This is a genomic window from Streptomyces caelestis, assembly GCF_001279005.1.
Lineage (GTDB): Bacteria > Actinomycetota > Actinomycetes > Streptomycetales > Streptomycetaceae > Streptomyces > Streptomyces heliomycini.
Window position 1 is genome coordinate 63,601 of record NZ_LGCN01000051.1, and the last position, 22,543, is coordinate 86,143.

At 74.5% G+C, this 22,543-nt stretch carries 20 protein-coding genes and 2 pseudogenes; 13 read left to right on the forward strand and 9 right to left on the reverse strand.

Features of this window, described 5'->3' with window-relative positions; genetic code table 11:
* Positions 1 to 85: 85 nt before the first annotated feature.
* On the reverse strand, positions 86 to 685 hold the full coding sequence (locus ADK41_RS05460) for a nucleotidyltransferase family protein (protein ID WP_030831459.1): 600 nt from the start codon (positions 683 to 685) through the stop codon (positions 86 to 88).
* 255 nt (positions 686 to 940) lie between these two features.
* Between ADK41_RS05460 and ADK41_RS05465 the strand changes: the two genes are divergently transcribed.
* Positions 941 to 1,201 (forward strand): DUF5955 family protein, encoded by a 261-nt coding sequence (locus ADK41_RS05465; protein ID WP_420706776.1) that lies wholly within the window; start codon positions 941 to 943, stop codon positions 1,199 to 1,201.
* A 10-nt stretch (positions 1,202 to 1,211) separates the two neighbouring features.
* Here the strand turns inward: ADK41_RS05465 and ADK41_RS05470 are convergent, their stop codons facing one another.
* Positions 1,212 to 2,018 (reverse strand): IclR family transcriptional regulator, encoded by an 807-nt coding sequence (locus ADK41_RS05470; protein WP_030831465.1) that lies wholly within the window; start codon positions 2,016 to 2,018, stop codon positions 1,212 to 1,214.
* A 243-nt stretch (positions 2,019 to 2,261) separates the two neighbouring features.
* Here ADK41_RS05470 and allB point away from each other — a divergent pair, with 243 nt between their 5' ends.
* Both allB and alc read left to right on the forward strand, forming a co-directional pair.
* Positions 2,262 to 3,638 (forward strand): allantoinase AllB, encoded by a 1,377-nt coding sequence (allB, locus tag ADK41_RS05475; protein ID WP_030831468.1) that lies wholly within the window; start codon positions 2,262 to 2,264, stop codon positions 3,636 to 3,638.
* Positions 3,635 to 4,750, forward strand: a complete 1,116-nt coding sequence (alc, locus tag ADK41_RS05480; protein ID WP_030831470.1) for an allantoicase — start codon at positions 3,635 to 3,637, stop codon at positions 4,748 to 4,750. The genes allB and alc overlap by 4 nt, the downstream gene beginning before the upstream one ends.
* A 425-nt stretch (positions 4,751 to 5,175) precedes the next feature.
* On the opposite strand, the gene ADK41_RS05485 is transcribed toward alc, so the two are convergent.
* Complete coding sequence (locus ADK41_RS05485) at positions 5,176 to 5,949, reverse strand: SDR family oxidoreductase (RefSeq protein ID WP_030831473.1); 774 nt, start codon at positions 5,947 to 5,949, stop codon at positions 5,176 to 5,178.
* Positions 5,950 to 6,096: 147 nt separating this feature from the next.
* Between ADK41_RS05485 and ADK41_RS05490 the strand changes: the two genes are divergently transcribed.
* The gene (locus ADK41_RS05490; protein ID WP_030831475.1) at positions 6,097 to 6,723 is read left to right on the forward strand and encodes a dihydrofolate reductase family protein; all 627 of its coding nucleotides are present in this window, start codon (positions 6,097 to 6,099) and stop codon (positions 6,721 to 6,723) included.
* A 163-nt stretch (positions 6,724 to 6,886) separates the two neighbouring features.
* Positions 6,887 to 7,606, forward strand: a pseudogene (locus tag ADK41_RS44185) (histidine kinase); the annotation flags it as partial.
* 14 nt (positions 7,607 to 7,620) lie between these two features.
* On the opposite strand, the gene ADK41_RS05495 reads toward ADK41_RS44185, so the two are convergent.
* Complete coding sequence (locus ADK41_RS05495; protein WP_030831481.1) at positions 7,621 to 8,643, reverse strand: Gfo/Idh/MocA family protein; 1,023 nt, start codon at positions 8,641 to 8,643, stop codon at positions 7,621 to 7,623.
* 116 nt (positions 8,644 to 8,759) lie between these two features.
* Here ADK41_RS05495 and ADK41_RS05500 point away from each other — a divergent pair, with 116 nt between their 5' ends.
* The 8 genes from ADK41_RS05500 to ADK41_RS05535 all read left to right on the forward strand — a co-directional run bounded on the left by ADK41_RS05500 (position 8,760) and on the right by ADK41_RS05535 (position 19,495).
* On the forward strand, positions 8,760 to 9,509 hold the full coding sequence (locus ADK41_RS05500; RefSeq protein ID WP_030831484.1) for a GntR family transcriptional regulator: 750 nt from the start codon (positions 8,760 to 8,762) through the stop codon (positions 9,507 to 9,509).
* 171 nt (positions 9,510 to 9,680) lie between these two features.
* Positions 9,681 to 10,685 carry a sugar ABC transporter substrate-binding protein gene (locus tag ADK41_RS05505; RefSeq protein ID WP_030831487.1) on the forward strand — a complete coding sequence of 335 codons (1,005 nt, stop codon included), beginning with the start codon at positions 9,681 to 9,683 and terminating at the stop codon, positions 10,683 to 10,685.
* Positions 10,682 to 11,725 carry an ABC transporter permease gene (locus ADK41_RS05510; protein WP_030831490.1) on the forward strand — a complete coding sequence of 348 codons (1,044 nt, stop codon included), beginning with the start codon at positions 10,682 to 10,684 and terminating at the stop codon, positions 11,723 to 11,725. The genes ADK41_RS05505 and ADK41_RS05510 overlap by 4 nt, the downstream gene beginning before the upstream one ends.
* Positions 11,722 to 12,516 carry an ATP-binding cassette domain-containing protein gene (locus tag ADK41_RS05515; RefSeq protein ID WP_030831493.1) on the forward strand — a complete coding sequence of 265 codons (795 nt, stop codon included), beginning with the start codon at positions 11,722 to 11,724 and terminating at the stop codon, positions 12,514 to 12,516. Before ADK41_RS05510 ends, ADK41_RS05515 begins: the two co-directional genes overlap by 4 nt.
* Before the next feature lie 145 nt (positions 12,517 to 12,661).
* Entirely contained in the window at positions 12,662 to 13,810 is a 1,149-nt protein-coding gene (locus ADK41_RS05520; protein WP_030831496.1) for an ROK family glucokinase, read from the forward strand.
* 65 nt (positions 13,811 to 13,875) lie between these two features.
* Positions 13,876 to 14,385 (forward strand): sugar kinase, encoded by a 510-nt coding sequence (locus ADK41_RS05525; protein ID WP_380956262.1) that lies wholly within the window; start codon positions 13,876 to 13,878, stop codon positions 14,383 to 14,385.
* 95 nt (positions 14,386 to 14,480) lie between these two features.
* Positions 14,481 to 17,381: a DEAD/DEAH box helicase gene (locus tag ADK41_RS05530; protein WP_030831501.1), complete on the forward strand. Its 2,901-nt coding sequence runs from the start codon at positions 14,481 to 14,483 to the stop codon at positions 17,379 to 17,381.
* The gene (locus tag ADK41_RS05535) at positions 17,378 to 19,495 is read left to right on the forward strand and encodes an SWIM zinc finger family protein (RefSeq protein WP_053670210.1); all 2,118 of its coding nucleotides are present in this window, start codon (positions 17,378 to 17,380) and stop codon (positions 19,493 to 19,495) included. Before ADK41_RS05530 ends, ADK41_RS05535 begins: the two co-directional genes overlap by 4 nt.
* 15 nt (positions 19,496 to 19,510) lie before the next feature.
* Here the strand turns inward: ADK41_RS05535 and ADK41_RS05540 are convergent, their stop codons facing one another.
* The 5 genes and pseudogenes from ADK41_RS05540 to aztA form a co-directional block, all read right to left on the reverse strand.
* Entirely contained in the window at positions 19,511 to 19,876 is a 366-nt protein-coding gene (locus ADK41_RS05540; RefSeq protein ID WP_030833415.1) for an ArsR/SmtB family transcription factor, read from the reverse strand.
* Positions 19,877 to 20,093: 217 nt separating this feature from the next.
* Positions 20,094 to 20,468 carry a hypothetical protein gene (locus ADK41_RS05545; protein WP_030833418.1) on the reverse strand — a complete coding sequence of 125 codons (375 nt, stop codon included), beginning with the start codon at positions 20,466 to 20,468 and terminating at the stop codon, positions 20,094 to 20,096.
* Positions 20,469 to 20,775: 307 nt separating this feature from the next.
* The gene (locus tag ADK41_RS05550; protein WP_030833421.1) at positions 20,776 to 21,096 is read right to left on the reverse strand and encodes a hypothetical protein; all 321 of its coding nucleotides are present in this window, start codon (positions 21,094 to 21,096) and stop codon (positions 20,776 to 20,778) included.
* 74 nt (positions 21,097 to 21,170) lie between these two features.
* Positions 21,171 to 21,539: pseudogene (locus tag ADK41_RS05555) on the reverse strand (ArsR/SmtB family transcription factor); the annotation flags it as partial.
* A gap of 248 nt (positions 21,540 to 21,787) precedes the next feature.
* Complete coding sequence (gene aztA, locus ADK41_RS05565) at positions 21,788 to 22,531, reverse strand: zinc ABC transporter ATP-binding protein AztA (protein WP_030833428.1); 744 nt, start codon at positions 22,529 to 22,531, stop codon at positions 21,788 to 21,790.
* Between the last annotated feature and the right edge of the window lie 12 nt (positions 22,532 to 22,543).

Below are 22,543 nucleotides of genomic sequence, written 5' to 3' on the forward strand. Positions count from 1 at the left end.
AGCCGGCGTCGTCCTCGTCGGGGGAGACCTCCGGCAGCAGGTCGTGCGCCGGCCGCCGCCCGCTGCCCCCACCGCTCGCCCCGGCTCATTCGAGGTGCGCCAGATCCGCCTCGGTGTCGATGTCGTACGCCTCGGCCACGTCGCCGCACTCGACGAGTGCGATCCCTTCCGCGTGCTCCCTCAGATAGGCGCGCGCGCCCCGGTCCCCGGTCGCGGTCGCGGCGATCCCGGCCCAGTGCGCGGCGCCGAGCAGCACCGGGTGGCCGCGTACGCCGTCGTAGGCGGCCGAGGCGAGCGACTCGGGGGAGCGGAGGGCGCCGAGCACCCGGGCGATCGCCTCCGGACCGATCCCGGGCTGGTCGACCAGCGAGACCAGCGCGGCCCGTGCGCCCGTCCCGGCCAGTGAGTCGAGACCGGCCCGCAGGGAGGCGCCCATGCCCTCCTCCCAGGCCGGGTTGTCGACGAGGACGCAGTCCGGCAGGAGGGCGCGGGCGCGCACCTCGTCCGCCCGCGCGCCGAGCACCACGTGCACCCGCGCGCAGCCGCCCGCGCGGAGCACTCCCGCCGCGTGCTCCACGAGCGGCCGTCCCCGGTGCCCGAGCAGCGCCTTGGGCCGCCCGCCGAGGCGTCGCCCGCCGCCCGCGGCCAGCAGCAGTCCCACGGTCCGGTCTCCGTTGTCCGTCATGCCTCCTGCATACCGCACCCGTCGCGGGGTATCGGGACGGCTCCGGACGGGCGTCCGGGGCCGATTCGTCACGCTGCGGAGCAACTCGATGACGCAGCGGACTGGCGCGAGGGGGCCGGGGTGGCGTTTACTGGCGCGACCGGTCTGCGGGGCGCCGCGGCCGGCCGGGGAGGCGTACGACGACGTGCCAGGGGGAGGACTGTGTCGCACAGCGTGGAACAGAGGTGTGTGCCCGGCAGTCAGGTGGACCCACACGTGGCGGGGCTGCGCTCCGCCGTGTCCCGGTTACGCCGGCAACTCGCCGCCCATCCCGGGGACTTCCGGGACCGGAGCGTCGCGGAGGAGGAGCTCGCCGCGCTGGCCGGCATGGCCGCAGCCGGCGACCTCGAGGTTTCCCGGCTGCGCCGTTCCCTGCTGCTGGTCGCGGGTGCGATCGGCTCGGTGAGCGCGCTGGGGCAGGGCGTGCGCGAACTGCGCGAGGCGGTGGACCTGTTCGGTCCGTCGCCACGCGTCTGACGCGCCCCGCTCAGGCGGTGGGGGAGGCGCCCGGCGTGGTGAGCGCCTCGGAGAGCTCCGCCGCGACCTGCCGGAGCGCCGGCACGATCCGTTCCGTCGCCTCCTCCGTGACCCGCCCCGCCGGGCCCGAGACGGAGATCGCCGCCGCCGTGGGGGAGTCCGGCACCGGTACGGCGAGACAGCGGACGCCGATCTCCTGCTCGTTGTCGTCCATCGCGTAGCCGAGGCGCCGTACCTCCTCCAGGGCCGCGAGGAAGCCGCCCGGGGTGGTGATGGTCCTGTCCGTCGCGGCGGGCATGCCGGTACGGCCGAGCAGGGCCCGCACCTCCTCCGGCGGGAAGCCGGCGAGCAGGGCCTTGCCCACGCCCGTGGAGTGCGGCAGGACGCGCCGGCCGACCTCGGTGAACATCCGCACGGAGTGCTTCGACGGCACCTGCGCCACGTACACGACCTCGTCCCCGTCGAGCAGCGCCATGTTCGCCGTCTCGCCGGTCTCCTCCACCAGGCGGGCCAGGTGCGGGCGCGCCCAGGCGCCCAGCAGCCGGGAGGCGGACTCGCCGAGCCGGATCAGCCGCGGGCCCAGCGCGTAGCGGCGGTTGGGCTGCTGGCGTACGGAGCCGCAGGCGACCAGCGTGCGCATCAGGCGGTGGATGGTCGGCAGGGGCAGTCCGCTGCTCGCGGCCAGCTCGCTCAGGCCGACCTCGCCGCCCGCGTCCGCCATCCGTTCGAGCAGGTCGAAGGCGCGCTCGAGGGACTGCACGCCGCCACTGGCGGCGGACCGGGCGGAGCCGGTGGTGCTGGCGCTGGACGTCGGCACGGCGCGTTCCTTTCGAGGCCTGGCGGGGAGGGCAGAAGCCTACCCGGCGGCCGGTCGACCGCCCGCTTGTGCGCAGCCGTGTTCTGCTGAGTGGAATTCCCATTCCGTTCCACGGAATCGTCCGGAGGTGTTCGTGACCCCGGGCCGTGCGGGGCGCGTGCCCTTGACGGCCCGCAGGCGCGGGGGAAGACTCCTTCAACGGAACGTTGAATTCCGTCCCGGCGAGAAGTCAGGGGGATCCGCGTGCCCGACGCCGAAGCGGTGCTGCGCTCCACGCGCGTCATCACCCCCGAGGGAACGCGCGCCGCCTCCGTCACGGTCGCCGACGGCACGATCACGGCCGTCCTGCCGTACGACGCGCCCGTCCCCGACGGCGCCCGCCTGGAGGACCTCGGCGACGACGTCCTGCTGCCCGGCCTGGTCGACACCCACGTGCACGTCAACGACCCCGGCCGCGCCGAGTGGGAGGGCTTTTGGACCGCGACCCGCGCGGCGGCGGCCGGCGGCGTCACCACGCTGATCGACATGCCGCTCAACTCCCTCCCGCCCACCACCACCGTCGACCACCTGCGCGCCAAGCGGCGGGCCGCCGCCGGCAGGGCCCATGTCGACGTCGGCTTCTGGGGCGGCGCCCTGCCGGACAACGTCGAGGACCTGCGCCCGCTGCACGAGGCCGGCGTCTTCGGCTTCAAGGCCTTCCTGTCGCCCTCCGGCGTGGACGGGTTCCCGCACCTGGACCGGGAACGACTGGCCCGCTCCCTCACCGGGATCGCCGCCTTCGACGGCCTGCTGATCGTGCACGCCGAGGACCCGCGCCACCTCGACGCCGCGCCGCGGCGCGGCGGCCCGAAGTACGCCGACTTCCTCGCCTCCCGCCCCCGCGACGCCGAGAACACCGCCATCGCCCACCTCGTCGACCAGGCGAAACGCCTGGGCGCGCGGGTGCACGTCCTGCACCTCTCCTCCAGCGACGCGCTCCCCGTGATCGCCGCGGCCAAGGCCGACGGCGTACGCGTCACCGCCGAGACCTGCCCCCACTACCTCACCCTCACCGCGGAGGAGGTCCCGGACGGCGCCGGTGCGTTCAAGTGCTGCCCGCCCATCCGCGAGGCCGCCAACCGGGCCCCGCTCTGGCGGGCCCTGGCCGACGGCACCGTCGACTGCGTCGTCACCGACCACTCCCCGTCCACCGCCGACCTCAAGACGGACGACTTCTCGACCGCCTGGGGCGGCATCTCCGGACTCCAGCTCGGCCTGCCGGTCGTCTGGACCGAGGCCCGCGGGCGCGGCCACGGCCTGGAGGACGTGGTCCGCTGGATGTCGGCGCGCACGGCCCGGCTGGCCGGCCTCGACGCGCGCAAGGGCGCCATCGCGCCCGGCCGCGACGCCGACTTCGCCGTCCTCGCCCCCGACGAGGCCTTCACCGTCGACCCGGCGGCGCTCCAGCACCGCAACCGCGTGACGGCCTACGCGGGCAGGACCCTGTACGGCGTCGTGAAGTCCACCTGGCTGCGCGGCGAACGCATCCTCGCCGACGGCGGGTTCACCGAACCGAAGGGCCGGCTCCTCACCCGTTCCCCCTGGCCCCGACCCCCGAAAGGCAGGACCGGACCACCGTGACGGCGATCGAGAGCTTCACCGGCGACGCGCCCCCCTACGGCGGCGGCGACCCGTACGCGGACTACCGCACCGCCGTCTTCCCCTTCACCCACCACACCGACCTCGCCGACCGCCGGCTCGGCGCCGGCGTCGTCGCCGCCAACGACGAGTTCTTCGCCCAGCGCGAGAACCTCCTGCTGCCCGGACGCGCCGAGTTCGACCCCGGACGCTTCGGGCACAAGGGCAAGACCATGGACGGCTGGGAGACCCGGCGCCGGCGCGGCACCTGTGCCGGCCACCCGTGGCCGGCGGACGAGGACCACGACTGGGCGCTGATCCGGCTCGGCGCGCCCGGGGTCGTCCACGGGATCGTCGTGGACACCGCGCACTTCCGCGGCAACCACCCGCAGGCCGTGTCCGTCGAGGGCGCGTCGGTGGCGGGCTCCCCGTCGCCCCGGGAACTGCTCTCGGACGACGTGGAGTGGACGACGCTGGTCCCGCGCACCCCGGTCGGCGGCCACGCGGCCAACGGCTTCGCCGTCACGGCCGGACGGCGCCTCACCCACCTGCGCCTCAACCAGCACCCCGACGGCGGCATCGCCCGGCTGCGGGTGTACGGCGAGGTCGTCCCGGACCCGGCCTGGCTGGCCGCGCTCGGCGCCTTCGACGTCGTCGCGCTGGAGAACGGCGGCCGGGTCGAGGACGCCTCGGACCGCTTCTACTCGCCGGCGTCCCACACCATCCGGCCCGGCCGCTCCCACCGGATGGACGACGGCTGGGAGACCCGGCGCCGCCGCGACCGGGGCCACGACTGGATCCGCTACCGCCTGGCGGCGCAGGCGCGGATCCGCGCCCTGGAGATCGACACGGCGTACCTGAAGGGCAACAGCGCGGGCTGGGCGGCGGTGTCGGTGCGGGACGGCGACACGGCCGGCTGGCGGGAGATCCTCCCCCGCACCCGCCTCCAGCCCGACACCGCCCACCGCTTCGTCCTCCCGAAGCCGGCGGTCGGCACGCACGCGCGCCTGGACGTCTTCCCCGACGGCGGCGTCTCCCGGCTGCGCCTGTTCGGCGCCCTGACCGAGCGGGGGGCGGCCGCCCTGGCGGCCCGCCACCGGGCGCCGGGCGGCTGACCGGCCGGGAACGGAACGCGCGGGGGCGCACCGGCCGCCGACCGTGCCGGCGCGCCCCCGCGCGGGACGCACGGCGGGTGTCACGCCGCGTCACGCCATGCTCCGGACGTCACGCCGGCGTGACCGACGAAGCGGGGAACTTTACGGAACAGACCAGCCCGACGGGCCGCCGCACAGGCGGGCCTCGTGCCGCGCACCACCGCGCCCCGCGCCTGCCGCCACGCTCCGGACGTGACCCCGTCGTGATCACCGGAATGGGAAACTCACGGAACGGATCACCCCGGCGGGCCGCCCATGGGCGGACCTCGTGCCGTCGTGCCCCGCGCGTCGCGCCGTGCTCCGCAGGTCACGCCGGTGTGGTCACCGAAGCGGGGAACTTTACGGAACAGACTCACCCGTCCGTGGGGTGGCCCGGCGGCCGGACGTCATGCCGCGTGTCCGCCGTCCACCGAGAACTCCGCGCCGGTGACGTACGCGGCCCCCGCCAGATGGGCGATCGTGTGCGCCACCTCCTCCGCCGCACCGAAGCGCCCCAGCGCGGTCACCGCCGCCTGGCCGGACGCGTGGGGTCCGTCCGCCGGGTTCATCTCCGTGTCGATCGGGCCCGGGTGCACGATGTTCGCCGTGATCCCACGCCCGCCCAGCTCCCGTGCCAGGGCCTTGGTCAGACCCACCAGCGCCGACTTGCTCATCGTGTAGAGCGTGCCGCCGGGGCCGGACACGCGCTGGGTCAGGCAGGTGCCGACGGTGATGATCCGGCCCCCGTCCGTCATACGGGCGACGGCCGCCCGCGAGGTCAGGAAGACGCCCCGCACGTTCACCGCGAGCACCCGGTCGACGTCGGCGGGGGACAACGTCTCCACCGGCCCGAGCACGCCGATCCCCGCGTTGTTCACCAGGATGTCGAGCCGGCCCAGCTCCCGCGCGGCGGCGTCCACCGCCGCGGCCGCCTCCTCCGGGTCGCCGGCGTCCGCGCGCAGGGCCACCGCGCGGCGCCCCAGCGCCTCCACGGCCCGTACGACGCCCTCGGCCGCCTCCTTGCCGTTCACGTACGTCACCGCGACGTCCGCGCCCTCCCGTGCCAGCCGCAGTGCCGTCGCCGCGCCGATCCCGCGGCTGCCGCCGGTCACCAGCGCCGCCTTGCCGAGCAGGGTCTTCTCCGGGGTCTTCACCGATGTGTCCGTCGTGTTCGTCGTCATGCGTCCATCTCAGCGCCCGCGTCCCCGGCGCGCTGGCGGTGAACGGACGTCGACCTGCGGCGCCGCCGATGAGTTGCGGCTCCCACCGGGGTCTGAACTGATGACGACACACCCCACCCTCCCCGTACCGGAAGGCAGGAACCCGTCATGGGCAAGCTCGTAGTCACCACCTTCGTCACCCTCGACGGCGTCTATCAGGCCCCAGGCGGCCCCCAGGAGGACACCAGGGACGGCTTCGAGCAGGGAGGGTGGAGCGTCCCCTACGGCGACGACGACTTCGGCCGGTTCGTCAACGGGGTCTTCTCCCGCGTGGGCGCCTTCCTCCTCGGCCGTCGTACGTACGACATCTTCGCCTCGTACTGGCCGAAGATGACCGACCCCGCCGACCCGGTCGCCGGCAAACTGAACGCGCTGCCGAAGTACGTCGCCTCCACCACCCTCACCGACCCCGCATGGGCCGGCACCACCGTGCTCCGCGGCGACCTCGCCAAGGAGGTCACCGCCCTCAAGGAGCGCACCGACGGCGAGCTCCAGCTGCACGGCAGCGGCGCCCTCGCCCGGTCCCTGTTCGCGCTCGACCTCGTGGACACCCTGCACCTGCTGACGTTCCCGGTCGTCCTCGGCGCCGGGCGCCGCCTGTTCCCGGAGGGCTCGATGCCGAGCGCCTTCCGGCACACCGGCGGAGAGATCACCGCCGCGGGCGTGTCCGTCCAGACCTACGACTTCTCCGGCCGCCCCGAGTACGGCTCGTACGAGCTCCCGGAGAACGCCTGACCCCGGCCGCGCCGGCCGCATCGGCCGCGGGGCGAGCGCGTTTTGACGGAAGACCGCGATCCGCGGCGGCCGGAGCGCCGAAAGTCTGCGATGCCGCGACGTCGGTAGGGGATCCGCCCGCGGGGCGGTGCCGGGAGGCGACGCCCGCGTAGATTCGTCGACCGTGACTGGTGACAAGGCGGCGCGGACCGCCCCGGTGTTCACGGGGCGCCGATGGTTCTTCCCGTCCGCCCTCCTCCACGCACTCGACCCCGACACGGCCCGCTCCGGGCGGCGGCCCCGGCGCACCGCGCGGGACTGGGCCGTCGACTTCGCCTGTTTCCTGCTGGCCGTGCTCGTGGGCCTGGCGGGCGCCGAGACGCTCCGCGACGACCCCGACATCCCGCACGCGCTGGCCGTCGCCGACCAGGTGCTCGGCGCGCTGTCCTGCGCCGCGGTCTGGCTGCGCCGGCGGTGGCCGTTCGCCCTGGCCGCCGCGATGATCCCGGTCGGCTTCGTCTCGGAGGCCTCCGGCGGCGTGGCGGTCATCGCCCTGTTCACGCTCGCCGTGCACCGGCCCTTCCGGTACGTGGCCTGGGTGGGCGGCGTCCACGCGGCCTCCGTGCCGCTGTACTTCTGGTGGCGGCCCGATCCCGACCTGCCGTACCTCGCCTCGCTGGTCCTCCTCTTGGTGCTGTTGGCCGCGACCGTCGGCTGGGGCATGTTCGTACGGTCCAAGCGGCAGCTCATGCTGAGCCTGCGGGACCGGGCGCGGCGGGCCGAGACCGAGGCGCGGCTGTGGGCCGAGCAGGCGCAGCGGCTCGCGCGCGAGGCCATCGCGCGGGAGATGCACGACGTGCTCGCGCACCGGCTGACGCTGCTGAGCGTGCACGCGGGCGCCCTGACCGCCGCCCGGGGTCAGGCCGGCGCCGCCGCCGACCCGCGCAGCAACTCCGTCGGCCGGACCGGTCTGCGCTCCCGCCGGGACAGCTCGCACGCCTCCGCGATCAGCAGCGCCTGGAGGGCCTCCCGCCCGTCGCACGGGTTGGCCCGCTCGCCCCGCACCACCTCGACGAACGCGATCAGCTCGGCCTCGTACGCGGGCCCGAACCGCTCCAGGAACCCGGTCCACGGCTTGTCCGCGGCCGGCGGCCCGGTCGGTTCGGTGGACGCGATCGGCGTACGATCGTCCAGGCCGACGACGATCTGGTCCCGCTCCCCGGCGAGCTCCATGCGCACGTCGTAGCCGGCGCCGTTCAGCCGGGTCGCCGTGACCGTGGCGAGCGTGCCGTCGTCGAGGGTGAGGAGCGCCGCGCCGGTGTCGACGTCGCCGGCCTCGCGGAACATCGCGGGACCGGCGTCGGACCCGGCCGCGTAGACGTCCGTGATCTCCCGGCCGGTCACCCAGCGCAGGATGTCGAAGTCGTGGATCAGGGTGTCCCGGTACAGCCCGCCGGACTGCACCAGGTACCCGGCCGGCGGCGGCTCCGCGTCGCTGCTCGTCGCCCGTACGGTGTGCAGCCGCCCGAGCCTGCCCGAGCGCACCGCCTCCCGCGCGCCCGTGTAGCCGGTGTCGAAGCGGCGCTGGAACCCCATCTGCAGGACGGTTCCGGCGGTCTCGACCTCCGTGATCGCCTGTAACGTGCCCGTCAGGTCCAGGGCGATGGGCTTCTCGCAGAACACCGGCAGTCCCGCGCGTGCCGCCCGGCCGATCAGATCGGCGTGGGCGGACGTGGCCGCCGTGATCACCACGGCGTCCACTCCCCAGGTGTAGATCTCGTCCACCCCGGGTGCCGCCGTCTCGCCGAGCCGGTGGGCGAGGGCCTGGGCCCGTGCCGGATCGACGTCCGTGAGGATCAGGGAGCCGACGTCGCGGTGCCTGCTGAGTGTGTGGGCGTGAATGGTGCCGATACGGCCCGTACCGATGACCCCGATGCGCATGGAAACAAAGTGGGGCTCGCGCCGCTCCCTGTCAATGCGTATGTCCGGACAACCGAACTACACGACTTCCCGTCAACAGCGCGCGGGGCTACGCTCGGCCCGTGCCGAAACCAGAAGTGGACCCGACCGTACAGCTGGAGCTGAGCGTGGACCGCGGCTCCCCCGTGCCGTTGTACTTCCAGCTGTCCCAGCAGCTGGAGTCCGCCATCGAGCACGGCGTGCTGACCCCCGGCACCCTGCTGGGCAACGAGATCGAGCTCGCCGCGCGGCTCGGTCTGTCCCGGCCGACCGTCCGCCAGGCCATCCAGTCCCTCGTCGACAAGGGACTGCTGGTGCGCCGCCGAGGGGTCGGCACCCAGGTGGTGCACAGCCGGGTCAAGCGCCCGCTGGAGCTCAGCAGCCTCTACGACGACCTGGAGGCGGCCGGTCAGCGCCCCGGGACGAAAGTGCTGGTCAATACTGTGGTGGCGGCGTCCGCCGAGGTCGCGGGCGCGCTCGGCGTGGCCGAGGGCGGTGAGGTGCACCGGATCGAACGGCTGCGGTCCACCCACGGGGAGCCGATGGCGTACCTGTGCAACTACCTGCCGTCCGGCCTGCTCGAGCTGGACACCGGCCGGCTGGAGGCCACCGGTCTGTACCGGCTGATGCGGGCCGCCGGGATCACCCTGCACAGCGCCCGCCAGACCATCGGCGCCCGTGCCGCCACCGCCGGCGAGGCCGAGCGGCTGGGCGAGGAGACCGGCGCCCCGCTGCTCACCATGGAGCGCGTGACCTTCGACGACACCGGTCGCGCGGTGGAGTTCGGCACCCACACCTACCGGCCCTCCCGCTACTCGTTCGAGTTCCAGCTGCTTGTACGGTCCTGACAATCCGAGGCGCCGCGCACCCCGTGCGGTCCTTATGTCCGGACAATGTGACCGGCTGCCGGTCCCCGCGCGGGGACGCCCGATGTCCGTGTTCGAGAATGGGGCGTTTGGGGCCGGTGCGGTCATCGGCCCCTTGCATACGCAAGAGCACAGCAAGAAGGGCAAGTCCTCGTGTCACGGTTTTCGACCTGGGTGGGCATCGCGCTGGCGGGGGCGCTGAGTCTCTCGCTCGCCGGATGCAGCGGTACCGGCGGCAAACGGGCGGAGGACGCCCGCGCGGCCGCGGCGGCCCGGGGCGGGGCGGCGGTGGACACCCCCCGCTGGACCTTCGCGATGGTCACCCACGCGGGAGACGGCGACACCTTCTGGGACATCGTCCGCAGCGGCGCGGAGCAGGCCGCGCTGAAGGACAATGTCCGCTTCCTCTACTCGCACGACGACGAGGCCCAGCAGCAGGCGCAGCTCGTGGACGCGGCCGTCGACAAGAAGGTGGACGGCATCGTCGTCACCCTCGCCAAGCCGGACGCGCTGAAGGCGTCCCTGGCGCGCGCCCGCGAGGCCGGCATCCCGGTCGTCACCGTGAACAGCGGCTCGGCCGAGTCCAAGGAGTTCGGCGCGCTCACCCACATCGGCCAGGACGAGACGATCGCCGGCGAGGCGGTCGGCGAGGAGTTGAACGAGCGGGGCCGGAAGAAGGTCCTCTGCGTCCTGCACGAGCAGGGCAACGTCGGTCACGAGCAGCGCTGCGACGGGGTGGAGGAGACCTTCGACGGCACGGTGGTCCGCCTCCACGTCAACGGCACGAGCATGCCCGACGTGCAGTCGGCGATCGAGGCCCGGCTGCAGTCCGACGCCGGCGTGGACGCCGTCGTCACCCTGGGCGCCCCCTACGCCGACACGGCCGTCAAGGCCCGCGAGGGGGCGGGCGGCGACGCGGAGATCGACACCTTCGACCTCAACGCCAAGGTCGCCGCCGGTCTGAAGGACGGCAGCCTCGGCTTCGCCGTCGACCAGCAGCCCTACCTCCAGGGCTACGAGGCGGTCGACCTGCTGTGGCTGTACCGGTACAACGCCGACGTCCTCGGCGGCGGCCGGCCCGTGCTCACCGGACCGCAGGTCATCACCGGGGACGACGCCGCCGCCCTCGAGGAGTACACGCAGCGGGGGACCCGATGAGCGCGACCACTTCCGACGTCTCTGATGAAAGGTTTCTGCGCAGCTCTTCGCCGCTCCAGCGGCTGCTGACCAGACCCGAGCTCGGCTCCCTCGTCGGCGCGATCGCCGTCTTCTGCTGCTTCGCCCTCGCCGCCGACAGCTTCCTGCGCGCCTCCAGCCTCGGCACCGTCCTCTACGCCTCCTCCACCATCGGCATCATGGCCGTCCCGGTCGCCCTGCTGATGATCGGCGGCGAGTTCGACCTGTCGGCCGGGGTCCTGGTCACGTCGTCGGCACTGGTCTCGTCGATGTTCAGCTACCGGATGACCGCCAACGTCTGGGTCGGCGTCGGCGTGTCCCTGCTGGTCACGCTCGCCGTCGGCGCCTTCAACGGGATCATGCTGGCCCGCACGAGGCTGCCCAGCTTCATCGTCACGCTCGGCACCTTCCTGATGCTGACCGGCATGAACCTCGGCTTCACCAAACTGATCAGCGGCACCGTCTCCACCAGGACCATCGCCGACATGGAGGGCTTCACCACCGCGCGGGCGCTCTTCGCGTCGACCCTCACCGTCGGCGGCACGCACATCAAGGTCACCGTGCTGTGGTGGCTCGCCCTGGTCGCCCTCGGCAGCTGGATCCTGCTGCGCACCCGCGCCGGCAACTGGATCTTCGCGGTCGGCGGCAACGAACAGGCCGCCCGCGCGGTGGGCGTCCCCGTGGCCCGGACCAAGACCGCCCTCTACATGGGCGTCGCCCTCGGCGCCTGGATCTGCGGCCAGCACCTGCTCTTCAGCTACGACGTCGTCCAGTCCGGCGAAGGCGTCGGCAACGAGCTGATCTACATCATCGCTGCCGTCATCGGCGGCTGCCTGATCACCGGCGGCCACGGCAGCGCCGTCGGCTCGGCGGTCGGCGCGCTGATCTTCGGCATGACCAGCAAGGGCATCGTCTTCGCCGAGTGGAACCCCGACTGGTTCACGTTCTTCCTCGGAGCGATGCTGCTCCTCGCCACCCTGCTCAACACCTGGGTACGCCGCCGCGCGGAGGCCTCGAAATGACCCGGACCGACTCCCGCACGGCCCTCGTGGAGCTGTCCGGCGTCAGCAAGCACTACGGCAACGTCCGCGCCCTCGAGGGCGTGTCGCTGGAGGTGCACGCGGGCGAGATCACCTGCGTGCTGGGCGACAACGGCGCCGGCAAGTCCACCCTGATCAAGATCATCTCCGGACTGCACCGGCATGACGGCGGCACGCTCGCCCTCGACGGCGAGGAGACCCGCCTGGCCTCGCCGCGCGAGGCCCTGGACCGGGGCATCGCCACCGTCCACCAGGACCTGGCCGTCGTCGCGCTGATGCCGGTGTGGCGGAACTTCTTCCTCGGCTCCGAGCCCCGCAAGGGCGCCGGCCCCTTCAAGCGCATGGACGTCGACCGCATGCGCCGCACCACCCGCGCGGAACTCCTCCGCATGGGCATCGACCTCCGCGACGTCGACCAGCCCATCGGCACCCTCTCCGGCGGCGAACGCCAGTGCGTGGCCATCGCCCGCGCGGTGCACTTCGGAGCGAAGGTCCTCGTCCTGGACGAGCCCACGGCGGCCCTGGGCGTGAAGCAGTCGGGCGTGGTCCTGAAATACGTGACCGCGGCACGCGACCAGGGCCTGGGCGTCGTCCTCATCACCCACAACCCGCACCACGCCTACCTGGTGGGCGACCGGTTCGTCCTGCTGAAGCGCGGCACGATGGTCGGCAACCACACACGGGGCGAGATCACCCTGGACGAGCTGACGAGCCAGATGGCGGGAGGCGACGAGCTGGACGATCTGCGCCACGAGCTGCAAGGCGACCGGTAGGGGGGCGGGGCGGCGTCGTCCGCGGCTTCGCCGCGCGGGCGCGATCGACCACGACGCACCCGCACCCGCACCCGGCCATGATCCGCACCACCCCCCACCCGCCCCGCGCCACGATCACCGCACCGGTGCGGCAGAATCGCTCACGATGAGCACCTACCGCGACTTCACCGCCCCCATCGGCTCCCGTCGTGCCCCGGTCCTGAGAACCGTCGGCACCCGGGAGCGCCGTTCCCACCTGACGGCGCCCCGTGTCCCGACGGTCGGCATCGACATCGGCGGCACCAAGGTCATGGCGGGCGTCGTCGACGCCGACGGCAACATCCTGGAGCGGCTGCGCACGGAGACCCCGGACAAGTCCAAGAGCCCCAAGGTCGTCGAGGACACCATCGTCGAACTGGTGCTGGACCTGTCCGACCGGCACGACGTGCACGCGGTCGGCATCGGCGCGGCCGGCTGGGTCGACGCCGACCGCAACCGCGTGCTGTTCGCCCCCCACCTGTCCTGGCGCAACGAACCCCTGCGCGACCGCATCGCCGGCCGGCTCGCCGTGCCCGTCCTGGTGGACAACGACGCCAACACCGCCGCCTGGGCCGAGTGGCGCTTCGGCGCCGGCCGCGGCGAGGACCACCTCGTCATGATCACGCTCGGCACCGGCATCGGCGGCGCGATCCTGGAGGACGGGCAGGTCAAGCGGGGCAAGTACGGGGTCGCCGGCGAGTTCGGCCACATGCAGGTCGTCCCCGGCGGCCACCGCTGCCCCTGCGGCAACCGCGGCTGCTGGGAGCAGTACAGCTCCGGCAACGCGCTGGTCCGCGAGGCCCGCGAGCTGGCCGCCGCCGACTCGCCGGTCGCCTACGGGATCATCGAGCACGTCAAGGGCAGCATCGGCGACATCAGCGGCCCGATGATCACCGAGCTGGCCCGCGAGGGCGACGCCATGTGCATCGAACTGCTCCAGGACATCGGGCAGTGGCTCGGCGTCGGCATCGCCAACCTCGCCGCCGCCCTCGACCCCTCCTGCTTCGTCATCGGCGGCGGCGTCTCCGCCGCCGACGACCTGCTGATCGGCCCCGCGCGGGACGCCTTCAAACGGCAGCTCACCGGCCGCGGCTACCGCCCCGAGGCCCGCATCGTCCGCGCCCAGCTCGGCCCCGAGGCCGGCATGGTCGGCGCCGCCGACCTGGCCCGGCTGGTCGCCCGCCGCTTCCGCCGCGCCAAGCGCCGCCGGGTCGAACGCTACGAGCGCTACGAGCGGTACGCGGAGGCCCGCCGCACCACCCGGGAGTCGCTGTGAGCGAGGAGTCCCCCCGGCACACGGTCCCCCCGGGCGCGCCCCGCCCGGCCGAGGACCGGGGGCACATGATCCGCCGCAGGGCGCTCACCCTGCTGATCATCGTGCTGCTCATCGGCGTCCCGGCCGGGTACCTGGTGATCTCCGCGAACCAGAGCCGGGCCAGCGGCAAGGACAAGGAGGCGAAGTACTCCGCGACCGGCCTCACCGAGGGCTGGCCGTCGAAGGTGCAGCGCCGCCTCTACCAGGTGCCCGTGCCGCACCCCGCCTGGTGGGTGGCCTCCTACGAGACCAACAACTGGAGGACCAGCCGCCTCTACGTCGAGTTCGAGACCACCGACGCGGGCCTGAGCGCCTTCCTCACCGGCCTGGGCGTGCGGGAGGACGACCTGGAGCGGGACGACCTCACCATCGGCGAGCGCGACCGTGACGTCACCGGCTGGACGTTCGACGGTCCCGGCACCTGGTCCGGCCTCGTCCACGAGCAGAAGGACCCGGCGCCCACGCACGACGTCGTCGTCAACCACCACAAGCCGGGCTACCCGAGGGTGTACGTCGTCTCCCGTACCGTGCCCTGACCCCGCGCGCACCGGCCGCCGGGGCCGATTGTCAGACCCCGCCCGTAGAGTCGGGGACGGCTGATCCGACAGACGGGCGGGAGGTGACAGGACGTATGGCCGAGCGGACCGTGACGGCCGCCGGGCGGGACACCGCCGGACCCGGCGGTGCGGGCGGCACGGACGTCCCCGTCCGGCTCGCGGCCGTCTTCCTCCCGGCGCCCCTGCCGCGCGAGGGACGCGTCGCCTTCTACGACCCCGAGGGCGGCCCCGACGGCGAAGGGCAGCCCGAACCGCCCGACGCCTGCGTACCGCGCACCGACCTCATCGTCGTCCGCCCGCACGGCACGGGGGTGCGGCGGCGGACGACCCCGGCGTTCTCCCTCCCCGTCGACGAGGCCCTCCCGCTGCTGGTCCGCGCCCGGCACGATCCCGCGGCCCACCCCGCCACCGCCTGCTGGGGCGCCGCCGCCCTGCACGCCCTGCGGCTCACCGCCCGCGGCCGGCTGCTGCCCGGCCTGACCGCCGCCGGCCACGACGCCTGGCGCGCCGGCCCGCTCGACCCCGACGACGTGGCGCACCTGCGCGCGGTGGCCGCCGCCCTGCCGTACGAGGGCCACGCCGTCCCGCTGCCCGGCCCCGGCCCTCTCCGGCTGCCCCGGCCGGAGGCGCTGGTGCGCGCCTTCCTGGACGCGGTCGCCGACACCCTGCCCCGCACCCCGGCCGCGCCGTACGCCGCGGGGCTCCCGTTCGCCGCGCGCCCGGCGCAGCGGCTGCCCGGCGCCCGCGACTGGGCCGCCGAGGTCGCCGCCGGCATGGACGCCGGCGTACGGATCTCGCTCCGCCTGGACCTGTCCGCGTACGACCTCTTCGACGCCGGCGGGGGAGCCGGTGGGGACGGGAGCGCCGCGCGGAGCGCGGGAGCCGCGATCGTGCAGGTGCACAGCCTCGCCGACCCGACCCTGGTGGCCGACGCGACGGCGCTGTGGGCGGGCGCGGCGGACGACGCCTTCGGCCCGCGCGCGCGGGTGGACGCCGCCCTCGCGGTGCGCCGCGCGGCCCGGGTCTGGCCGCCGCTGGACCGGCTCTCCGACCAGGACGTGCCGGACGTACTGGCCCTGTCCGAGGAGGAGCTGAACGACCTGCTGGGCGTGGCGGCCACCCGGCTCGCCGCGGCCGGGGTCGCCGTGCACTGGCCCCGGGACCTCGCCCAGGACCTGACCGTCACGGCGGTGGTCCGCCCGGCCCCCGGCTCGGCGACCGACGGCACCGGTTTCTTCGAGAGCGGGGACCTGCTGCGGTTCGGCTGGCAGCTCGCCCTCGGCGGCGACCCGCTCACCGAGGCCGAGATGGACGCCCTGGCCGAGGCCCACCGCCCGGTCGTACGGCTGCGCGACCAGTGGGTGCTGGTCGACCCCGCCCTCGTCCGCAAGGCCCGCAAACGGGACCTGGGGCTGCTCGACCCGGTCGACGCGCTGTCCGTCGTCCTCACCGGCCACGCGGAGGTCGACGGGGAGACGGTCGAGGCGGTGCCGGCCGGCGCCCTCGCCACCCTCCGCGACCGCCTGACCGCCGGGGTGCGGCCCGCCGACCCGCCGCCCGGCCTCGACGCCACCCTGCGCGACTACCAGCTGCGGGGCCTGGCCTGGCTGGACCTCATGACCTCCCTCGGCCTCGGCGGCTGCCTCGCCGACGACATGGGCCTGGGCAAGACCATCACCCTCATCGCGCTGCACCTGAAGCGGGCCCGCACCGAGCCGACCCTGGTGGTCTGCCCGGCCTCGCTGCTCGGCAACTGGCAGCGGGAGATCACCCGGTTCGCGCCCGGCGTCCCCGTGCGCCGCTTCCACGGCCCCGACCGCACCCTGGACGGCCTCGACGGCGGCTTCGTCCTCACCACCTACGGCACCATGCGCTCCGCCGCCCCGGACCTGGCCGGGCGGACGTGGGGCATGGTCGTCGCCGACGAGGCGCAGCACGTCAAGAACCCCCACTCCGCGACCGCGAAGGCGCTGCGCACGATCCCGGCCCCCGCGCGGGTGGCGCTCACCGGCACCCCCGTGGAGAACAACCTCTCCGAGCTGTGGGCCCTCCTCGACTGGACGACACCCGGACTCCTCGGCCCGCTGCAGTCCTTCCGGGCCCGGCACGCGCGCGCCGTGGAGACCGGCGAGGACGAGGAGGCCGCCGAGCGCCTCGCCCGCCTGGTCCGCCCCTTCCTGCTGCGGCGCAAGAAGTCCGACCCCGGCATCGTCCCCGAGCTGCCGCCCAAGACCGAGACGGACCACCCCGTACCGCTCACCCGTGAACAGGCCGCGCTGTACGAGGCCGTGGTGCGCGAGTCGATGCACGCCATCGAGGGCGCGCAGGGCATGGGCCGGCGCGGACTGGTGCTGAAGCTGCTGACCTCGCTCAAGCAGATCTGCGACCACCCGGCGCTCTACCTCAAGGAGGAGCACGCGCACGCCGGGGGCGACCGGCTCGCGGCCCGTTCCGGGAAACTCGCCCTGCTGGACGAGCTGCTGGACACCCTGCTCGCCGAGGACGGCTCCGCCCTGGTCTTCACGCAGTACGTCGGGATGGCCCGCCTGATCACCGCGCACCTCGCCGGGCGCGCGGTCCCCGTCGACCTCCTCCACGGCGGTACGCCGGTGGCGGAGCGGGAGCGCATGGTGGACCGCTTCCAGAGCGGCGCGACCCCGGTCCTGGTGCTCTCCCTCAAGGCCGCCGGCACCGGCCTGAACCTCACCCGGGCGGGTCACGTCGTCCACTTCGACCGCTGGTGGAACCCCGCGGTGGAGGAGCAGGCCACCGACCGCGCCTACCGCATCGGCCAGACCCAGCCCGTCCAGGTCCACCGTCTCGTCACCGAGGGCACGGTCGAGGACCGCATCGCCGAGATGCTGGAGTCCAAGCGCGCCCTCGCCGACGCCGTCCTCGGCTCCGGCGAGTCGGCCCTCACGGAGCTGTCCGACCGTGACCTGTCCGACCTGGTGTCCCTGCGGAGGCCGGCATGACCCCCCGCCCCTCCGAGGAGGCCCGCCAGGCCCTGCGCGCGGCCCGCGCACGGACGGCCGGCGAACCGACGGACCCGGACACGCCGGAGCACCGGCCCGCTCCGGACCGGCCGGCCGCCCCGGCCCCCGGACGGCCCGACGGCCCCGGCCGCCCCGGCCGCGGACCCCGCCCGGGCGACGTGGCCCGCGAGGCGCTGCGGCAGGCGGTGCGGGCCCGGCGCGGTGCGGAAGGGCCCGCCGATGCGGCGGAACCGGACCACGAGGACCCCGGCGCACCGGCGGCGGAGGGCGAGGAGCCCCCCGGAGAAGGGCCCCACGGCGACGCCCCGTCCCCTGTCGACCCGTCGGCCGGGGACTTTGAGGACATCGGGGACACCGGGGACACGGAGGCCGCTGCCGGCGGTGGTGCCGGACAGCACGCGCCCCCGCGCCCCGGGGACATCGCGCGGGAGGCGCTGCGCTCCGCACGTGAGGAGGCGCTGCGGGCGCGCCCCGCACCCGGCGACCGTGCGACGGACGCCGGGCCCCGTGAACGACCCGCCCCGTCGCCCCGGGTTCCGCGCACGACCCGCGGCGACCGGACCGCCGACGCCCGGGTCCGTGAGGTACGGGAGTCGCTCACGGACGCCTTCCGCATGCCCGAACCTGACCCGGACACCGACGTCGCCCCCGGCCCGGGCGACGCCCCCACGACGCCCGACGACGCCCGCCCGCCCGGCGCCCTTCCGGCCTCCCGCGCCCTCCCGGCCCCCCGCGCCCGGGACGGGGCCGCGCAGGGCGCCGGCACCCGTCCGTCCCGCACCCCGCGGGACACCGCCCCGCCCGCACCCGCCGCCCCCCGCTCCATGGCCGCCCCCGCCCGCGACGGCGACCTGCGCCGCACCTTCCCGGCGTTCCCGCCCCGCGCCTCGGACGGCGAGGGCTTCGCCGAGACCTGGTGGGGCGAGGCATGGGTCACGGCGCTGGAGGAGGGGGCGCTGGACGCCGCCCGGCTCGCCCGCGGACGCGGGTACGCCGAGCAGGGGCACGTCGACGCCATCACCGTCACGCCGGGGCTCGCGCTCGCGTACGTGCGGGGCGGCCGCCCGCGGCCGTACCGCGTGCAGGTGCGGCTGCGGACGTTCACGGACGCCGACTGGGAGCGGTTCCTGGACGCCGCCGCCGACCGCCCCGGCCACATCGCGGCGCTGCTGGACAAGGAGATGCCCCAGTCCCTCGCCGACTGCGGGGTCCCGCTGCTGCCCGGCCCCGGCGACCTCGCCCCGCGGTGCAGCTGCCCCGACGCCGGCCACCCCTGCAAGCACGCCGCCGCCCTCTGCTACCAGACGGCCCGGCTGCTCGACGCCGACCCGTTCGTGCTGCTCCTGCTGCGCGGACGCGGTGAGCGCGAGGTGATCGACGCGCTGTCCCGGCTCAGCGCCGCCCGTGCGGCCCGCGCCGCCCAGGGCAAGGAACCGGAACCCCTGCCCGGCGTCCGGGCGACCGAGGTCCTCGCCCGGCGGGACCGCGCCCTCCCCCCGCTCCCGGCCCCGCCGCCCCCGCCGCCGCACCCCGAACAGCCGCCCGTGTACCCCGCGTCCCCGGGCGGACCGGACCCGTTCGCGCTGGACCAGCTGGCCACCGACGCCGCCGCCCGCGCGCACGCCCTGCTCACCACCGGCCGCGACCCGGTCGGCCGGCTCACCCTCTGGCAGGACGCGGTGCGGCTCGCCGCCGCCCGCCCCGGTTCCGGTCTGACCGGGGCGACGCGCGCGCTGTACTCCTCCCTCGCCAGAGCCGCCGGCCGCACCCCCGCCGAGCTGGCGCGCGCGGTCGCCGCCTGGCGCCAGGGCGGTCCGACGGGCCTCTCCGTCCTCGAGGAGCCCTGGGAGCCGCCGGCCGGCCGCTTCGACCGCGCCCGCCCGCTCCTCCTCGCCGCCGACCTCCCCGCCTTCCGCCCCTGGCGCAACCACCTCACCCACCCCCGGGGCCACGTCCAGCTCCGCCTCGGCCGCGACCACCTCTGGTACGCCTACGAGTCCGAGCCGGGCCACGACGACTGGTGGCCCCGCGGCACCCCCGACCCGGACCCCGTGGGCGCCCTGACCGGTCTGGACGCGCCGGGCGACCTGTGACGGCCCCGGAGGTCCTCAGCCCCGCCCGCTCCGGGGCGCCGACGGCAAGGGCGCGTCGGTCTGCCGGAGTTCGGCCAGGAGCTCGCTCTGCCCGGCCAGCAGTTCGGTGAGGATCCGGCGGGCCGCGCGGAGCAGTTCGGCGACGTCGCCGCCGGCGAGGGCGTACCGGACGGTGGATCCCTCCCGGACCGAGACGACGATGCCGGACCTCCTGAGCACGGCCAGTTGCTGCGAGAGGCTGGACGGCTCGATGTCGATGTCGGCGAGCAGGTCCCGCACCGGCACGGGCCCGTGCTGCAGCAGCTCCAGGACCCTGATGCGCACCGGGTGTCCCAGCATCCGGAAGAACTCCGCCTTGGCCTGGTAGAGGGGGACTTGCATGGGTGCGCACTCCCTGTCGCGTCGGGGATGTTCTGCGTCGTGCGGCGACGCCCTGCGGACGCGTCGCCGCACGAGGTGCCGTCTGTCCGGACCGGTCCTTCCGAGCCGATCCTTCTCGCTCGGCGCGGCGCGCATCCACGGATGGGGATCATGTTGATGTGGTGACGTGAAGAAGTCTTCACATCATGGGCGCGCGGCGGCCGGGACCCGGGGCCGTTCAGACTTCCAGCTGCTGCTCGGTCCGCTTGAGCTGGTGACGGGCCATCGCCAGGTTCGACCGTGACTTGTCGAGCACGAGGTACAGGAACAGACCGTTGCCGCTGCGGCCGGTGACCAGCCGGATGAGGTGGTACTGGCTGCCGAGGGTGATGAGGATGTCCTCGATCTGACTGGTCAGCCCCAGCATTTCCATGGTGCGCACCTTGGCCCGGATGACGTCCGTGTTGCCGGCCGCCGCGACGGTCAGGTCCAGGTCCTTGCCCCCGCCCAGCGTCCCCAGGGCCATGCCGCTGGAGTAGTCGACGAGGGCCGCTCCGAGGGCCCCTTCGACGACGGTCATGATTTCCTTCAACGACACTTCCACAGTTGCCATGGACGTCTCCCTCTTCGGTCTTCTCGTGGGCTGCGTCGGCCTGCACGGGGCGGTGCTTCCCGCCCTGGCCGGTGGTGGCACCGTAGGCGGGCGGCGCAGGCCCGGGAGGACGTGTTTTCCGGGATGACCATCCGATGATCGAATGTGTGCGTCCCGCACTGCCGTTTGACCGCGATCGGTCCGCAAAGCTCCGGTCCCGCGGCATCACGCGCTCTCCCGGCGGCGAGCCCCACGCCCACCGAGCGGCAGCCACCCGGAAGCCGGGGTCCCCGGCCGCCTTCCGGGCCCGCGCCCGCTCATGCTGTCGTCAGGGCGAGGGGACCCGCCCGGCGGGGCTGCCGGTGCCCTGCGGCGGAGTGCCGTGCGTGATCAGTGATCCGGACCGTGTCGACCGGTCGTCGACGGGGCATGCGTACGGGCCCGCCGCGGGCGTCCCGGCATGGCCCCGGGCGACGGCCTCACCGGATCCCGCGACCCGGAAGCGGGCGTTCGGCGACTTCTGCGGTGCGGCCCACCACCAGGGCGACGTGTACGTGTGCACGGTGGCGAGTCCGCCGTTCCTGTTCGCGAGGGCCGACGATCCCGCGACCCCCGACCGCGCCTTCGTCGTCGAGCTGTTGGTGGGCATCGGACGTGAATCCGTGGCTCGCGACGACGGCGTCCCCCGCTTCGCGCCCCGGTCCGGATCCTCGTCGACCCGTACTACGCCGGCCTGCGCCCCGAGGAGGCAGTCGTGGCGGCGCTGCCGGACTGCCTCCTGTCCGGCGCGGAGCGAGCCCCGGCCACGGCGACCGGGGTGTCGCGCAGGCCGAGGCGCAGGTGCTCGACGTGGTAGAGGGCCTGCGCCAGGAGTTCGGTGACGTGGTTGTCGTGGAGCGCGTAGATCACCGAGCGGCCCCGGCGCTCTCCGGTGACCAGGCCGAGGGTGCGCAGCAGACGCGACTGAGGGGAGCGGGCGGACTGTTCCGTGCCGACGGCGTCGGCGAGCTCGGTCGCCGTGCACGGGCCCTCCTGGAGGCGGGCCGGGATCCGCAGCCGGGAGGGCGTGGTCAGAGCCTGGAGTGCGGCGGCCGGCCTCGTCGCGTACGGCGTCGGCGCCGCCCGGCGCCTCCAGGTCGCGCAGGCCGCGGTGGACCGTGGTCAGGCCGATGCGGATTCCGTCCGTGACGGGCAGGGCATGCGGTTCCGTCGGAGAGCGTCCAGCGGCAGCGGCCGGGTCTGCGGTGCGTTCAGGGTCCGGTGACGTGCGCCGGGCGAGCGCCTCGGCCCCCGGCCGGCGGTCTCGGCGGGGCGGTGGTGGTCGGCTGCGTTGCCGGACCTCAGAGTGGTTGCCAGACGCGGGCCAGCGCCGATGTGGTGAGGATCCGGTCCGGATGCCCCTGTCCGGCGAGGCGGCCGTTCCGGAGCAGGAGGCATGCGTCCGCCGTGCGTGCGACCTCCAGGTCGTGCGTGGCCTGGACGACCGTCACCCCGTCGGCGACCAGTGCCGTCAACAGGGTCCCGATCCGCTCCCTGGCCTCCGGATCCAGGCCTGTGGTCGGCTCGTCGAGGAGGAGAAGGTCCGACTCCTGTGCCAATCCCTGTGCGATGAGCGCGCGTTGGCGCTGTCCACCCGACAGCTCGCCCAGCTGACGGGAGGCGAGGTCCCGGATCTCGAGCCGGTCGAGGGCCGCGTCCACGGTCGCGTGGTCCCGGCGGGTCAGCCGGCGCCACGTACCGCGCTCGCTCCAGCGTCCCATCTCCACGGTCTGCCGGACGGTGAGCGGCAAGGTGTCGCCGACGGCTCCGCGCTGCGGTACGAACGCGGGTGGCCGATCCCCGGTGCGGTGGAGATCACCGGATGTCGGATGGATCACACCGGCGAGCACGCCGAGCAGGGTCGACTTGCCGCTGCCATTCGGTCCCACGAGCACCGTTGTGGCCAACTTCGGTATTTCCGCGCTGATTTCACGAAGCACCGGGCGTCCCGGGTAGCCGGCGCACAACCCGGAGAAGCGGAGGTGAGCAGTCCGTTCCAGGGGCGGGGCGGGTGAGGGTCGCGGTTTTTTGAACATGGTTTTCATTGTAGTGTCCTC

What these genes read in the sequence shown, in the direction of transcription:
- ADK41_RS05510 (WP_030831490.1), top strand. Translation starts at nt 10,682, where the DNA reads ATGAGCGCGACCACTTCCGACGTCTCTGATGAAAGGTTTCTGCGCAGC.
- ADK41_RS05525 (WP_380956262.1), top strand. Translation starts at nt 13,876, where the DNA reads ATGATCCGCCGCAGGGCGCTCACCCTGCTGATCATCGTGCTGCTCATC.
- ADK41_RS05535 (WP_053670210.1), top strand. Translation starts at nt 17,378, where the DNA reads ATGACCCCCCGCCCCTCCGAGGAGGCCCGCCAGGCCCTGCGCGCGGCC.
- ADK41_RS05490 (WP_030831475.1), top strand. Translation starts at nt 6,097, where the DNA reads ATGGGCAAGCTCGTAGTCACCACCTTCGTCACCCTCGACGGCGTCTAT.
- ADK41_RS05545 (WP_030833418.1), bottom strand. Translation starts at nt 20,468, where the DNA reads ATGGCAACTGTGGAAGTGTCGTTGAAGGAAATCATGACCGTCGTCGAA.
- ADK41_RS05515 (WP_030831493.1), top strand. Translation starts at nt 11,722, where the DNA reads ATGACCCGGACCGACTCCCGCACGGCCCTCGTGGAGCTGTCCGGCGTC.
- ADK41_RS05460 (WP_030831459.1), bottom strand. Translation starts at nt 685, where the DNA reads ATGACGGACAACGGAGACCGGACCGTGGGACTGCTGCTGGCCGCGGGC.
- ADK41_RS05495 (WP_030831481.1), bottom strand. Translation starts at nt 8,643, where the DNA reads ATGCGCATCGGGGTCATCGGTACGGGCCGTATCGGCACCATTCACGCC.
- ADK41_RS05550 (WP_030833421.1), bottom strand. Translation starts at nt 21,096, where the DNA reads ATGCCCACCAACAGCTCGACGACGAAGGCGCGGTCGGGGGTCGCGGGA.
- ADK41_RS05485 (WP_030831473.1), bottom strand. Translation starts at nt 5,949, where the DNA reads ATGACGACGAACACGACGGACACATCGGTGAAGACCCCGGAGAAGACC.
- aztA (WP_030833428.1), bottom strand. Translation starts at nt 22,531, where the DNA reads ATGAAAACCATGTTCAAAAAACCGCGACCCTCACCCGCCCCGCCCCTG.
- ADK41_RS05540 (WP_030833415.1), bottom strand. Translation starts at nt 19,876, where the DNA reads ATGCAAGTCCCCCTCTACCAGGCCAAGGCGGAGTTCTTCCGGATGCTG.
- ADK41_RS05520 (WP_030831496.1), top strand. Translation starts at nt 12,662, where the DNA reads ATGAGCACCTACCGCGACTTCACCGCCCCCATCGGCTCCCGTCGTGCC.
- ADK41_RS05530 (WP_030831501.1), top strand. Translation starts at nt 14,481, where the DNA reads ATGGCCGAGCGGACCGTGACGGCCGCCGGGCGGGACACCGCCGGACCC.